Annotated in this window: 17 protein-coding genes; all 17 read right to left on the bottom strand. The window is 40.9% G+C overall.

Annotated elements, in window-relative coordinates; genetic code table 11:
- Positions 1–11: 11 nt before the first annotated feature.
- Complete coding sequence (gene rpsQ / locus ACW0JX_RS00715) at positions 12–275, bottom strand: 30S ribosomal protein S17 (protein ID WP_000004106.1); 264 nt, start codon at positions 273–275, stop codon at positions 12–14.
- Between the two features lie 20 nt (positions 276–295).
- The gene (gene rpmC, locus ACW0JX_RS00710; protein WP_000855718.1) at positions 296–496 is read right to left on the bottom strand and encodes a 50S ribosomal protein L29; all 201 of its coding nucleotides are present in this window, start codon (positions 494–496) and stop codon (positions 296–298) included.
- Positions 486–920 carry a 50S ribosomal protein L16 gene (gene rplP, locus ACW0JX_RS00705; RefSeq protein ID WP_000928971.1) on the bottom strand — a complete coding sequence of 145 codons (435 nt, stop codon included), beginning with the start codon at positions 918–920 and terminating at the stop codon, positions 486–488. Before rplP ends, rpmC begins: the two co-directional genes overlap by 11 nt.
- A gap of 1 nt (position 921) precedes the next feature.
- The gene (rpsC, locus tag ACW0JX_RS00700; RefSeq protein WP_000529956.1) at positions 922–1581 is read right to left on the bottom strand and encodes a 30S ribosomal protein S3; all 660 of its coding nucleotides are present in this window, start codon (positions 1579–1581) and stop codon (positions 922–924) included.
- Between the two features lie 3 nt (positions 1582–1584).
- On the bottom strand, positions 1585–1926 hold the full coding sequence (rplV, locus tag ACW0JX_RS00695; protein ID WP_001148024.1) for a 50S ribosomal protein L22: 342 nt from the start codon (positions 1924–1926) through the stop codon (positions 1585–1587).
- A gap of 17 nt (positions 1927–1943) precedes the next feature.
- Entirely contained in the window at positions 1944–2222 is a 279-nt protein-coding gene (gene rpsS / locus ACW0JX_RS00690; protein ID WP_000124454.1) for a 30S ribosomal protein S19, read from the bottom strand.
- 60 nt (positions 2223–2282) lie between these two features.
- Positions 2283–3113 carry a 50S ribosomal protein L2 gene (rplB, locus tag ACW0JX_RS00685; RefSeq protein ID WP_000511583.1) on the bottom strand — a complete coding sequence of 277 codons (831 nt, stop codon included), beginning with the start codon at positions 3111–3113 and terminating at the stop codon, positions 2283–2285.
- Between the two features lie 28 nt (positions 3114–3141).
- Positions 3142–3432, bottom strand: a complete 291-nt coding sequence (rplW, locus tag ACW0JX_RS00680; RefSeq protein ID WP_001205558.1) for a 50S ribosomal protein L23 — start codon at positions 3430–3432, stop codon at positions 3142–3144.
- Positions 3432–4055: a 50S ribosomal protein L4 gene (gene rplD / locus ACW0JX_RS00675; RefSeq protein ID WP_001127258.1), complete on the bottom strand. Its 624-nt coding sequence runs from the start codon at positions 4053–4055 to the stop codon at positions 3432–3434. Before rplD ends, rplW begins: the two co-directional genes overlap by 1 nt.
- A gap of 25 nt (positions 4056–4080) precedes the next feature.
- A complete protein-coding gene (gene rplC, locus ACW0JX_RS00670) occupies positions 4081–4713 on the bottom strand; it encodes a 50S ribosomal protein L3 (protein ID WP_000160209.1) in 633 nt (210 codons plus the stop codon).
- A 34-nt stretch (positions 4714–4747) separates the two neighbouring features.
- Positions 4748–5056: a 30S ribosomal protein S10 gene (gene rpsJ / locus ACW0JX_RS00665; protein WP_001040595.1), complete on the bottom strand. Its 309-nt coding sequence runs from the start codon at positions 5054–5056 to the stop codon at positions 4748–4750.
- A gap of 399 nt (positions 5057–5455) precedes the next feature.
- The gene (gene tuf, locus ACW0JX_RS00660; protein WP_001029617.1) at positions 5456–6643 is read right to left on the bottom strand and encodes an elongation factor Tu; all 1188 of its coding nucleotides are present in this window, start codon (positions 6641–6643) and stop codon (positions 5456–5458) included.
- A 117-nt stretch (positions 6644–6760) separates the two neighbouring features.
- Positions 6761–8839, bottom strand: a complete 2079-nt coding sequence (fusA, locus tag ACW0JX_RS00655; RefSeq protein WP_000196384.1) for an elongation factor G — start codon at positions 8837–8839, stop codon at positions 6761–6763.
- 205 nt (positions 8840–9044) lie between these two features.
- Positions 9045–9515: a 30S ribosomal protein S7 gene (gene rpsG / locus ACW0JX_RS00650; protein ID WP_001137492.1), complete on the bottom strand. Its 471-nt coding sequence runs from the start codon at positions 9513–9515 to the stop codon at positions 9045–9047.
- 29 nt (positions 9516–9544) lie between these two features.
- Positions 9545–9967, bottom strand: coding sequence for a 30S ribosomal protein S12 (rpsL, locus tag ACW0JX_RS00645; RefSeq protein ID WP_001142341.1), 423 nt, complete (start codon positions 9965–9967; stop codon positions 9545–9547).
- A gap of 114 nt (positions 9968–10081) precedes the next feature.
- On the bottom strand, positions 10082–10330 hold the full coding sequence (locus ACW0JX_RS00640) for a 50S ribosomal protein L7ae-like protein (protein ID WP_000121833.1): 249 nt from the start codon (positions 10328–10330) through the stop codon (positions 10082–10084).
- 113 nt (positions 10331–10443) lie between these two features.
- Positions 10444–14055, bottom strand: coding sequence for a DNA-directed RNA polymerase subunit beta' (rpoC, locus tag ACW0JX_RS00635; protein WP_000567943.1), 3612 nt, complete (start codon positions 14053–14055; stop codon positions 10444–10446).
- Positions 14056–14075: the final 20 nt, after the last annotated feature.

The raw sequence follows: 14075 nt of genomic DNA, 5'->3' as shown, positions 1-14075 counted from the left end.
GATTCGTCTATTTAGATAATAACCGCTTCTTCAACGATTTCAACTAAACGGAAACGCTTAGTAGCAGAAAGCGGGCGAGTTTCCATGATTTTAACGATATCGCCAAGTTTCGCTTGGTTTTGCTCATCATGGGCTTTGTACTTCTTAGAATACTTAACACGTTTTCCGTACAAGGAATGAGTTTTGTAAGTTTCAACTAAAACTGTAATCGTTTTGTCCATTTTGTCAGACACTACACGACCAGTATAAACTTTGCGTTGGTTACGTTCGCTCACTATGCAAACCTCCCCTCAATTTATCGATTAATTCCGATCTCTCTTTCACGAACTACAGTTTTCATACGAGCAATTGCTTTACGCACTTCACGAATGCGAGTTGGATTCTCTAATTGTCCTGTAGCAAGTTGGAAGCGAAGATTAAACAACTCTTCCTTTAAAGCTTTAACTTTTGTTTCGATTTCGGCAGTGGTTAATTCACGAATATCATTAGTTTTCATTAGATTCACCACCATTTTCTTCACGTTTTACGAATTTACATTTCACAGGTAACTTGTGAGCTGCAAGACGTAATGCTTCGCGTGCTACCTCTTCAGATACACCCGCGATTTCGAACATAATTTTCCCAGGTTTTACTACTGCTACCCAGCCTTCTGGTGCCCCTTTACCGGAACCCATACGTACTTCTAGAGGTTTTGCAGTGTAAGGTTTAGAAGGGAAAATTTTAATCCATACTTTACCGCCACGTTTCATGTAACGAGTCATTGCACGACGAGCAGCTTCGATTTGACGGTTTGTAATCCATGAAGCAGCTTGTGCTTGTAAACCGAATTCACCGAAAGCAACTTCAGTTCCACCTTTAGCACGACCACGCATTTTACCACGATGCTCTCTACGATATTTTACGCGTTTTGGCATTAACATATTATTTTCCTCCTTCCTCAGAAGCTTTCTTTTTTGTAGGAAGGACTTCTCCACGGTAGATCCATACTTTTACGCCTAATTTACCGTATGTTGTATCAGCTTCAACTGCTGCATAGTCAATATCAGCGCGAAGTGTATGAAGTGGAACAGTTCCTTCACTGTAAGATTCTGCACGAGCGATATCAGCTCCGCCAAGACGACCAGAAACCTGTGTTTTAATACCTTTAGCACCTGCACGCATAGCACGTTGAATAACTTGCTTTTGTGCACGACGGAATGATACACGGTTTTCTAATTGACGAGCGATGTTTTCGCCTACTAATTTAGCGTTAAGATCAGCTCTCTTAACTTCTAAAATGTTGATGTGTACACGCTTGCCTGTTAATTGGTTAAGAGCTTTACGAAGTGCTTCAACTTCAGTACCACCTTTACCAATTACCATACCAGGTTTTGCAGTGTGAATTGTAACATTTACACGATTTGCTGCACGTTCGATTTCTACTTTAGCAACAGCAGAATCTTTTAAGCGTACATTAATGTACTCACGGATTTTGATGTCTTCATGTAATAATGTAGCGTAATCTTTCTCAGCGAACCAACGAGATTCCCAGTCACGGATAACACCGACACGAAGACCAATTGGATTAACCTTTTGACCCATCGATTATCCCTCCTTCTTTTCTGATACCACAACTGTAATGTGGCTTGTGCGTTTGTTAATTTGGCTTGCACGACCCATTGCACGTGGACGGAAACGTTTCAACGTTGGACCTTCGTCAACGAAGACTTTTTCAACAACTAGGTTGTTAATGTCCATCTCATAATTGTGCTCTGCATTTGCGATTGCAGATTTTAAAACTTTTTCTACAACTGGAGAAGCAGTTTTTGGTGTGTGGTTAAGGATAGCAATCGCTTCACCCACTTGCTTACCTCGGATTAAGTCTACTACTAAACGAACTTTACGAGGAGCAATACGAACTGTTCTCGCTACTGCTTTAGCTTGCATTGAAGTGCCTCCTCTCATTATCTTCTAGTTTTCTTATCGTCAGCAAGGTGACCTTTATACGTACGAGTTGGTGCGAATTCACCTAACTTATGGCCAACCATATCCTCAGTGATGTACACAGGTACGTGTTTACGACCATCATATACAGCGATTGTGTGTCCGATGAACTGAGGGAAGATTGTTGAACGGCGAGACCAAGTTTTAACAACTTGTTTTTGCTCAGATGCAACTAATTTTTCCATTTTGCTCATTAAGTGATCATCGACAAATGGTCCTTTTTTTAAGCTACGAGCCATTTTGGTGCCTCCCTTCGTGATTGGCGTACGGTTCTAGAAATGAACCGTACTACAATCCCATTATTTTTTACGACGACGAACGATGAATTTGTCAGACGCTTTGTTTTTCTTACGAGTCTTGAATCCAAGAGTTGGTTTACCCCATGGAGACATTGGAGACTTACGTCCGATTGGAGAACGTCCTTCACCACCACCGTGTGGGTGATCAACCGGGTTCATTACAGAACCACGAACTGTTGGGCGTTTACCTAACCAGCGAGAGCGACCTGCTTTACCGATTTTGATAAGTTCGTGTTGTTCGTTACCTACTTGACCGATTGAAGCGCGACAAGCAGATAATACAAGACGTACTTCACCAGAAGTTAAACGTACAAGTACGTATTTACCTTCTTTACCAAGTACTTGAGCAGATGTACCAGCAGAACGAACTAATTGTCCGCCACGACCAGGCTTAAGCTCGATGTTATGAACAACAGTACCTACTGGAATGTTGATTAATGGTAATGCGTTACCGATTTTGATGTCAGCTTCTGGGCCAGACATAACTTCCATACCTACTTCTAAAGATTTAGGAGCAAGAATGTAACGTTTTTCACCGTCAACGTAGTTAATTAATGCGATATTCGCAGAGCGGTTTGGATCGTATTCGATCGTAGCAACGCGTCCTGGAATTCCATCTTTGTTACGCTTAAAGTCGATGATACGGTATTGACGCTTATGTCCGCCACCTTGATGACGTACAGTAATTTTACCTTGGTTATTACGACCAGCCTTCTTGCTTAAAGGAGCAAGTAATGACTTTTCGGGTCTGTCAGTCGTGATTTCAGCGAAATCATTCGTAGTCATATTACGACGACCGTTAGTAGTTGGATTATACTTTTTAATTCCCATCTCAATTTCCCTCCTTCTTTAGTAAGAATTAAACGCCTTGGAAGATTTCGATTTCTTTGCTGTCAGCAGTTAGCTTAACGATTGCTTTACGACGACGGCTAGTAAAACCAGCGTGACGACCAACGCGTTTTGCTTTCGGCTTGTAGTTCATGATGTTCACTTTTTCTACTTTAACACCAAAGATCGCTTCAAGAGCATCTTTAACTTCTGTTTTATTAGATTTAACGTCCACATCGAACGTGTATTTTTTTTCAGCCATCATTTCCATAGAACGTTCAGTGATAACTGGGCGCTTAATGATATCACGAGGATCTCTCATTATGCAAGCACCTCCTCTACTTTTTCCACTGCCGCTTTTGTCATGATTAGCTTATCATGATGAAGCACGTCTAAAACGTTTACGCCATCAGCAGTGATTACTGTTACTCCAGGGATATTGCGAGCAGATAACTCTACAGATTCGTTTGCATCAGCAGTTACGATAAGAGCTTTCTTCTCAACAGTTAATCCTTTAAGTACTGCTAGCATGTCTTTTGTTTTTGGTGCATTTAACACTAGGTCTTCAAGAACTACAATGTTGTTCTCAACTACTTTAGTAGCTAATGCAGATTTGATTGCTAAACGACGAACTTTCTTAGGAAGTTTGTACGCATAGCTTCTTGGTGTAGGTCCGAATACCGTACCACCACCACGCCATTGAGGAGAGCGGATAGACCCTTGACGAGCACGTCCAGTTCCTTTTTGACGCCATGGTTTACGACCACCACCGCGAACTTCAGAGCGAGTTTTTACTTTGTGTGTACCTTGACGTAAAGATGCACGTTGCATCATTACAGCTTCGAAAAGTACAGCTTCATTTGGTTCGATACCGAAAATAGCTTCAGCTAATTCGATTTCACCAACCTGTGAACCAGTTTGGTTATATACAGTAACTTTTGGCATTGGAATTCCTCCTTCCTATTGTGAATTATTTGCTAACCTTCACAGCGCCTTGAACAACTACAAGAGATTTCTTAGCACCTGGAACGTTACCTTTTACTAGTAATAAGTTGCGCTCAGTGTCAACTTGAACGATTTCTAAGTTTTGGATAGTAACTTGGTCTCCACCCATACGTCCAGCAAGTTTTTTACCTTTGAATACACGGTTCGGAGCAACTGGGCCCATTGAACCTGGACGACGGTGATAGCGAGAACCATGAGACATAGGTCCGCGAGATTGTCCGTGGCGTTTGATAACACCTTGGAAACCTTTACCTTTAGAAATTCCTGTTACGTCAACGATTTCACCTGCAGCGAAAACTTCAACTTTTACCTCTTGACCAACCTCTAATCCGTCCACGTCTGCATCGCGGATTTCGCGAATGAAGCGCTTAGGAGTTGTAGATGCTTTAGCAGTGTGGCCTTGTTCAGGTTTGTTAGTTAACTTTTCACGTTTATCTTCAAATCCTAACTGGATTGCATTGTAGCCATCAGTTTCAGTTGTTTTCTTTTGAAGAACAACGTTTGGATTAGCAGCGATAACTGTTACTGGGATTAACTCACCGTTCTCAGCAAATACTTGAGTCATACCGATCTTTCTTCCTAAGATTCCTTTGGTCATGAGTTACACCTCCTACATTTTTAAGTTATATAATTTATAGTTTGATTTCGATATCTACACCAGACGGTAAGTCTAAACGCATTAATGAATCTACTGTTTGTGGAGTAGGACTCACGATATCGATTAAACGTTTGTGTGTGCGCATTTCGAATTGCTCACGAGAATCTTTGTACTTATGAACAGCACGAAGAATTGTGTAAATAGTCTTCTCAGTTGGTAATGGGATCGGACCAGAAACTGTTGCCCCAGAACGCTTAGCTGTTTCTACAATTTTCTCAGCTGATTGATCAAGAATACGGTGATCATAAGCTTTTAAACGGATACGAATTTTTTCTTTTGCCATTATTTTCCCTCCTTCGTTCGCCTATTTCTAAAATAGACCTTCTCCATGGAAATTTCCCCACACCATGCCATGGCAAAGCGGCCGGGTGTGTCAGCAACCTTCCACTTCATCGCAGTCAAAGACCAACATTGTCTATTATACAATGTTATTCGTCTAGATGCAAGCATCTTTTTGTTTGCATCTGCTTTTCTCTACTTTTGCTATTATACATGGCACTTTAAAGAATTTCAAGTTTTCATCTAACAGAATTCGTTTTACAGTTTCTGGATTATCTTTTGTTGTTTTTATATTACTATAGAAGAAACTCGTCAAAACAAAAAAACACACTCTTCTTCTTTATATAAACGCAAACAAAAAACCTAAGGGAAAATCCCTTAGGTTTTTTTATATCAGCTAAGATTACTCAACGATAGTAGCAACTACACCGTAACCTACTGTACGTCCACCTTCACGAATAGAGAATTTAGTTCCCTCTTCGATAGCGATTGGAGCGATAAGTTCGATAGTCATTTCGATGTTGTCACCAGGCATTACCATTTCAGTACCTTCTGGTAATTGGATGATACCAGTTACGTCAGTTGTACGGAAGTAGAACTGAGGACGGTAGTTAGCGAAGAATGGAGTGTGACGTCCACCTTCTTCTTTAGATAATACGAAAACTTCAGCTTTGAATTTAGCGTGTGCTTTTACAGAGCCAGTTTTAGCAAGAACTTGTCCACGTTGGATGTCTTCACGAGCAACCCCACGAAGAAGAGCACCGATGTTGTCTCCAGCTTGAGCTTGGTCAAGAAGTTTACGGAACATTTCTACACCAGTTACAGTTGTAGAAGCATTCTCTTCAGCAAGACCGATGATTTCTACTACGTCACCAACTTTAACGATTCCGCGCTCTACACGACCAGTTGCAACTGTACCACGACCTGTGATAGAGAATACATCCTCGATAGGCATTAAGAATGGTTTGTCAGTTTCACGTTCTGGAGTTGGGATGTAAGCATCAACTTCAGTCATTAATTCAATGATTTTTGCTTCCCAATCAGCTTCTCCTTGAAGAGCTTTAAGAGCAGAACCTTTGATTACAGGAATGTCGTCGCCTGGGAATCCGTATTCAGATAATAGGTCACGAACTTCCATTTCTACTAATTCTAATAATTCTTCGTCGTCTACCATGTCGCATTTGTTTAAGAATACAACGATGTAAGGAACACCTACTTGACGAGAAAGAAGGATGTGCTCACGTGTTTGAGGCATTGGGCCATCAGCAGCAGATACTACTAAGATACCGCCGTCCATTTGAGCAGCACCAGTGATCATGTTTTTAACATAGTCAGCGTGACCTGGGCAGTCAACGTGTGCATAGTGACGAGTTTCAGTTTCGTACTCAACGTGTGCAGTTGAGATTGTGATTCCGCGCTCTCTTTCTTCTGGAGCAGCGTCGATTTGATCGTATCCGCGTGCTTCAGCACCACCAGCTTTTGCAAGAACTGTAGTGATCGCAGCAGTTAATGTAGTTTTACCATGGTCAACGTGGCCGATTGTACCGATGTTAACATGGGGTTTAGAACGTTCGAATTTAGCTTTAGCCATTCTAAATTCCTCCTTAGTTTATATAGGTTATTTTATATTTAGACTAGAAAGCGAAACTTACGTCCCACTTTCTAAGCTTACATAAGTAGTTATACTCGAACAATTGATAAAAATCAATTATTCGCCTTTATTTTTTTTAATAATTTCTTCTGAAACAGACTTCGGTACTTCTTCATAATGATCAAATGTCATTGAGAATGTTCCGCGTCCTTGAGTGTTAGAACGTAATGCTGTCGCATAACCGAACATTTCAGAAAGTGGAACCATAGCGCGAACAACTTGTGCGTTACCGCGAGCTTCCATACCTTCTACACGTCCACGACGAGATGTTACGTCACCCATGATGTCTCCCATGTACTCTTCAGGAATTACAACTTCAACTTTCATCATTGGCTCAAGAATTACTGGGTTACATTTAGAAACCGCAGCTTTAAGTGCCATAGATGCAGCGATTTTGAACGCCATCTCAGATGAATCGACATCATGGTAAGAACCGTCAACTAATGCTGCTTTAATGTCAACTAGTGGGTAACCAGCTAGTACACCATTTTTAAGTGAGTCTTCAAGACCCGCTCCAACAGCTGGGATGTATTCACGTGGAACTACACCGCCGACGATTTTGTTTTCGAATTCAAATCCTTTACCTTCTTCGTTAGGTGCAAACTCAATCCAAACGTGACCAAATTGTCCACGTCCACCAGATTGACGAGCAAACTTACCTTCAACTTTCGCAGCAGCGCGGAAAGTTTCACGGTATGCTACCTGAGGAGCACCAACGTTTGCTTCAACTTTGAATTCACGGCGCATACGGTCAACGATGATATCAAGGTGAAGTTCACCCATACCAGCGATGATAGTTTGGCCAGTTTCTTGGTCAGTGTGAGCACGGAATGTTGGATCTTCTTCAGAAAGCTTAGATAATGCTGTACCCATTTTATCTTGGTCAGCTTTAGATTTTGGTTCGATAGCTACAGAGATAACTGGCTCTGGGAATTCCATAGACTCAAGGATAACAAGGCTCTTCTCGTCACAAAGAGTATCACCAGTAGTAGTATCTTTTAAACCTACAGCAGCAGCGATATCACCAGCGTAAACTGTTGAAATCTCTTCACGGCTGTTAGCGTGCATTTGTAGGATACGTCCTACACGCTCACGCTTACCTTTAGTTGAGTTTTTCACGTATGATCCAGAGTTTAACACACCAGAGTACACACGGAAGAACGTTAACTTACCAACATAAGGGTCAGTCATGATTTTGAATGCTAAAGCTGCGAATGGTTCTTCATCGCTAGACTTACGTTCTACTTCTTCATCTGTATCCGGAAGAGTACCTTTAATAGCAGGTACATCTAATGGAGATGGTAGGTAGTCGATAACTGCGTCTAACAGAATTTGAACACCTTTGTTTTTGAATGCAGAACCACAGATTACTGGGAAGAATTCTACAGAAGTTGTAGCCTTACGGATACCAGCTTTAAGCTCTTCTACAGTGATTTCTTCACCTTCTAGGTACTTCATCATCATTTCTTCATCAAGCTCAGCTACCGCTTCAATAAGCTTTCCACGGTATTCTTCAGCTAGTTCTTTGTGCTCTTCAGGAATTTCGACACGCTCGATGTCTGTTCCTAAATCGTTACCGTACATGTAAGCACACTCTTCAACAAGGTCAATGATACCATTGAACTCATCTTCAGCACCAATTGGTAACTGAATTGGATGTGCGTTTGCTTGTAAACGATCGTGGATTGTTCCTACAGAGTATAAGAAATCTGCACCGATCTTATCCATTTTGTTAACGAATACGATACGAGGTACACCGTAAGTAGTAGCCTGACGCCAAACAGTTTCTGTTTGTGGTTCTACACCAGATTGTGCATCAAGTACTGCTACCGCACCATCAAGTACGCGTAAAGAACGTTCTACTTCTACTGTGAAGTCTACGTGTCCTGGAGTATCAATGATGTTTACACGGTGACCTTTCCATTGAGCTGTAGTTGCAGCAGAAGTAATTGTGATACCACGCTCTTGCTCTTGCTCCATCCAGTCCATCTGAGATGCACCTTCATGAGTTTCACCGATTTTATGAATACGTCCTGTGTAATACAGAATACGCTCAGTTGCTGTTGTTTTACCAGCATCGATGTGAGCCATGATACCAATATTACGAGTGTTTTCTAAAGAGAACTCTCTTGTCATTTGGTGTCTTGCTCCTTCCATATATGGATTGGATTTTTTATTTTAAGTAGCAAAAAAGCCACTTTATATTGTTACATATGCCAGTGTCCAGTACCCTCATTATGTAAAACGAGCGCCCAACGAAAGGGAGAGGCATTCTCCCTCTCCACACTTCCATAAGCGACAAATAAAGCGGTTTATGCATACATTTATTTTACGTTGAATCCTACCAACGGTAATGAGCAAATGCTTTGTTAGCTTCTGCCATTTTATGAGTGTCTTCACGTTTCTTAACAGATGCACCAGCGTTGTTAGCTGCATCTAAGATTTCGTAAGCTAGACGCTCTTCCATAGTTTTTTCACCACGAAGACGAGCATAGTTTACTAACCAGCGAAGACCTAAAGTTGTACGGCGTTCTGGACGAACCTCAACTGGAACTTGGTAGTTAGCACCACCAACACGACGAGCGCGTACTTCAAGAACAGGCATGATGTTCTTAAGAGCTTGCTCGAATACTTCCATTGGTTCTTTATCTGAACGTTCACGAACGATATCGAAAGCGTTATAAAGAATTGTTTGAGATTTACCTTTTTTACCGTCAACCATCATTTTGTTGATAAGGCGTGTTACTAGCTTAGAATTGTACATTGGATCTGGTAACACGTCACGTTTCGCAACAGGTCCTTTACGAGGCATATTGAGTTCCTCCTTTCATTATAAGTTTATTATTTTTTAGCAGGTTTTGGTCGCTTAGTACCATATTTAGAACGTCCTTGCATACGTTTGTCAACACCAGCTGTATCAAGCGCTCCACGAACGATGTGGTAACGTACCCCTGGTAAATCCTTTACTCGACCACCGCGAATTAATACTACGCTATGCTCTTGTAAGTTATGACCGATACCTGGGATGTAAGCTGTAACTTCAATACCGTTTGTTAAACGTACACGAGCGTATTTACGTAACGCTGAGTTAGGTTTCTTTGGAGTCATTGTACCAACACGAGTACATACACCACGTTTTTGAGGTGCAGAGATATCAGTTGATTTTTTCTTTAAAGAGTTAAATCCTTTGTTTAACGCAGGTGATTTAGATTTCCATACTTTATCAGTACGACCATTTCTCACTAATTGGTTAATAGTAGGCATTTGATTATCCTCCCTTCGCATGTTTGTATGACCACATATCCAGGTGGTTCATTATTAGTTGAAAACAAAGTTTTTGCAAGGAAGAGCAAATGCTCTCTCCTCACAAAAACAGTTTTAACTTATTATTCCTATTGCTGAAGCTCCCACTTGAATCCCCGAAACTTTTCCAAGCTTACGAACTGATTCAACCTTTGTTATGGGTATGTTATGTTGCAAAGCAGTGCGAATGATAACATGGGTTAACCGCACATCAGCATCTTCTGCAATAACAACTTCTTTAACTATACCATTTTTGATTGCTTCCAATGTGCGTTTATGACCAACGACTACATTTTCAGCATTTGACACTTTTTGATAAGACATATAAATATCCTCCAAAGCATCGTTCAGGAGCAACCTTGATTATAGTAACATTTTGACTCATACAATGTCAACTAGGATTAGATGTTTTTATACAAAATTTACGACGGAAAATTTTACTGTTCCACATAAATCTCATCGTTTTCTACATTCATGTTATCTTGTGTTGTTTTTACAAGATCCACTTTGCGATAACGATTCATACCTGTTCCAGCAGGAACAAGTTTACCGATAATAACGTTCTCTTTCAATCCTAGAAGCTCATCACGTTTACCTTTAATTGCTGCATCAGTTAAGACACGAGTTGTTTCTTGGAATGATGCTGCAGATAAGAATGAATCAGTTTCAAGTGAAGCTTTTGTAATACCAAGTAGAACAGGTCTAGCTGTCGCTGGTTGTTTACCTTTCAGTAACACCTTCGCATTCGCATCAGTAAACTGATGGATATCTAGTAGTGTTCCTGGTAATACGTCTGTTTCACCTGCATCACTTACACGAACTTTACGTAGCATTTGACGTACCATTACCTCTACGTGTTTGTCACCAATTTCTACCCCTTGCATACGGTATACTTTTTGAACTTCACGTAATAAGTATTCTTGAACTGCTGTAATGTCCGTTACTTTTAGTAATTCTTTCGGATCAATAGAACCTTCTGTTAACTCTTTACCGTGGCTAATTGGCTGTCCTGGAGTTACTTTCAGACGAGCACCGTAAGGAATAGCATACGTACGAGCTTCAACTTCACCCTGTACAACTACTTCTTGGCGATCTTTAACATCGTTGATCGCTGCGATAACACCGTCGATTTCACTGATAACTGCCTGACCTTTCGGATTACGAGCTTCGAAGATCTCTTGGATACGAGGTAAACCTTGAGTGATATCATCTCCGGCAACCCCACCTGTATGGAATGTACGCATCGTTAACTGTGTACCTGGCTCACCGATAGATTGAGCTGCGATAATACCTACCGCTTCTCCTACTTCTACGTCTGTACCAGTTGCTAAGTTACGACCGTAACACTTCTTACATACACCATGGCGAGTGTTACACGTAAACGCTGAACGAATATTTACAGTTTCAACACCCGAATTTTCAACGATATGAGCGATATCTTCAGTAATTAATTGGTTTTCACTAACTAATACTTCACCTGTTTCAGGATGTTTTACAGTTTTTCTTGCAAAACGTCCAACAAGACGATCATATAATGACTCAATTACTTCATTACCCTCTTTAATCGCACCAATTAATAGACCACGATCTGTTCCACAATCATCTTCACGGACAATTACATCTTGTGCAACGTCTACAAGACGACGTGTTAAGTAACCAGAATCGGCAGTTTTAAGTGCTGTATCGGCAAGACCTTTACGCGCACCATGCGTAGAGATGAAGTACTCAAGTACTGTTAAACCTTCACGGAAACTCGATTTGATTGGAAGTTCGATGATACGACCAGATGGATTGGCCATCAGACCACGCATACCAGCAAGCTGAGTAAAGTTAGATGCGTTACCACGGGCACCTGAGTCACTCATCATGAAGATTGGATTGCGTTTATTCAAGGATTTCATCAGTTTTCCTTGGATAACATCTTTTGCATTACTCCAAATAGAGATAACGCGATCGTAACGTTCTTCTTCCGTGATTAAACCGCGACGGAATTGTTTAATTACATTATCTACTTTTGCTTGTGCTTCGTGGAGAATTTCATCTTTTTCGCCTAATACAAGAATGTCAGATACCCCAACTGTAATACCAGCTTTTGTAGAGTACTTGAACCCTAAGTTTTTCATACGGTCAAGCATGCGAGACGTTTCTGTAATTTGGAAACGTTTGAACACTTCCGCAATGATGTTACCAAGGATCTTCTTGCTAAATGGCGCCACTTCTTCGCGACTAGCAATAATTTCTTTAATGTTCGCACCTTTTTCAACGAAATATTCCGCTGGTGTTTCTTTTTCAAGGTTTGAGTTTGTCGGTTCATTAATATAAGGGAACGACTCTGGTAAGATTTCGTTAAATATTAATTTACCAACTGTTGTTAATAGAAGCTTACCTTTTTGCTCTTCAGTAAACGTTACGTTATTTACTGAACTTGCAGCAACTGCAACACGTGTGTGCAGATGTACATATCCATTTTGATATGCAAGTATTGCTTCGTTTGCATCTTTGAAGACCATACCCTCACCGATTGCGCCTTCACGCTCAAGTGTTAAGTAGTAGTTACCTAATACCATATCCTGAGATGGAGTAACAACTGGTTTTCCGTCTTTTGGATTCAAGATGTTTTGTGCCGCTAACATAAGAATACGAGCTTCTGCTTGTGCCTCTGATGATAACGGAACGTGAACCGCCATTTGGTCACCGTCAAAGTCCGCGTTGTATGCAGTACATACAAGTGGGTGAAGACGAATTGCGCGACCTTCTACTAATGTAGGTTCAAACGCCTGGATACCAAGACGGTGAAGTGTTGGTGCGCGGTTTAGAAGTACTGGATGTTCTTTAATCACAGATTCTAAAACGTCCCAAACTTCAGGGTGTACACGCTCAATTTTACGTTTCGCACTCTTAATGTTGTGTGCTAACCCTTTTCCAACTAACTCTTTCATAACAAAAGGTTTGAACAGTTCAAGCGCCATTTCTTTCGGTAATCCACATTGGTACATCTTTAAGTTCGGTCCTACAACGATTACAGAACGGCCAGAGTAGTCAACACGTTTACCTAATAAGTTTTGACGGAAACGTCCTTGTTTACCTTTAAGCATGTGAGATAGTGATTTTAATGGACGGTTACCTGGTCCAGTTACTGGACGGCCACGACGACCATTATCAATTAATGCATCTACAGCTTCTTGTAACATACGTTTTTCGTTTTGAACGATGATGCTTGGAGCACCTAGGTCCAATAGACGTTTTAAACGGTTGTTACGGTTAATTACACGACGATATAAGTCGTTTAAGTCAGAAGTAGCAAAACGTCCACCATCTAACTGTACCATTGGGCGTAGTTCTGGTGGGATAACTGGTAGAACATCTAAGATCATCCAAGATGGTTCATTTCCAGAGTTACGGAATGCTTCTAATACTTCTAGACGTTTAATAGCACGAGTACGGCGTTGTCCTTGTGCTGTTTTTAATTCTTCTTTTAAGAAGTCTACTTCTTTATCTAAATCAATGTCTTGTAGTAGCTTTTTAATCGCTTCTGCACCCATAGCAGCTTGGAATGTGCTACCATATCGATCACGATATGCACGGTATTCTTTTTCAGAAAGTAATTGCTTCTTATCAAGTGGTGTATCTCCACTTTCTGTTACAACATAAGAAGCGAAATAAATTACTTCTTCAAGCGCGCGAGGGGACATGTCTAAGACAAGTCCCATGCGGCTCGGGATACCTTTGAAATACCAAATATGAGATACAGGAGCAGCTAATTCAATATGACCCATACGTTCACGACGTACTTTTGCACGCGTTACTTCAACGCCACATCGATCACAAACTACACCTTTATAACGTACACGTTTGTATTTTCCGCAATGACATTCCCAGTCCTTTTGTGGTCCGAAAATACGCTCACAGAACAAGCCATCTTTTTCAGGCTTTAACGTACGATAGTTAATAGTTTCTGGTTTCTTAACTTCACCGTATGACCAAGAACGAATCTTGTCAGGTGAAGCAAGTCCAATCTTCATATATTCAAAGTTATTTACATCTATCAAGGGGCCTACCTCCCTTTTAG

The organism is Bacillus sp. C-3-6, assembly GCF_054509685.1.
This window is presented reverse-complemented; position numbering and strand designations above follow the sequence as displayed.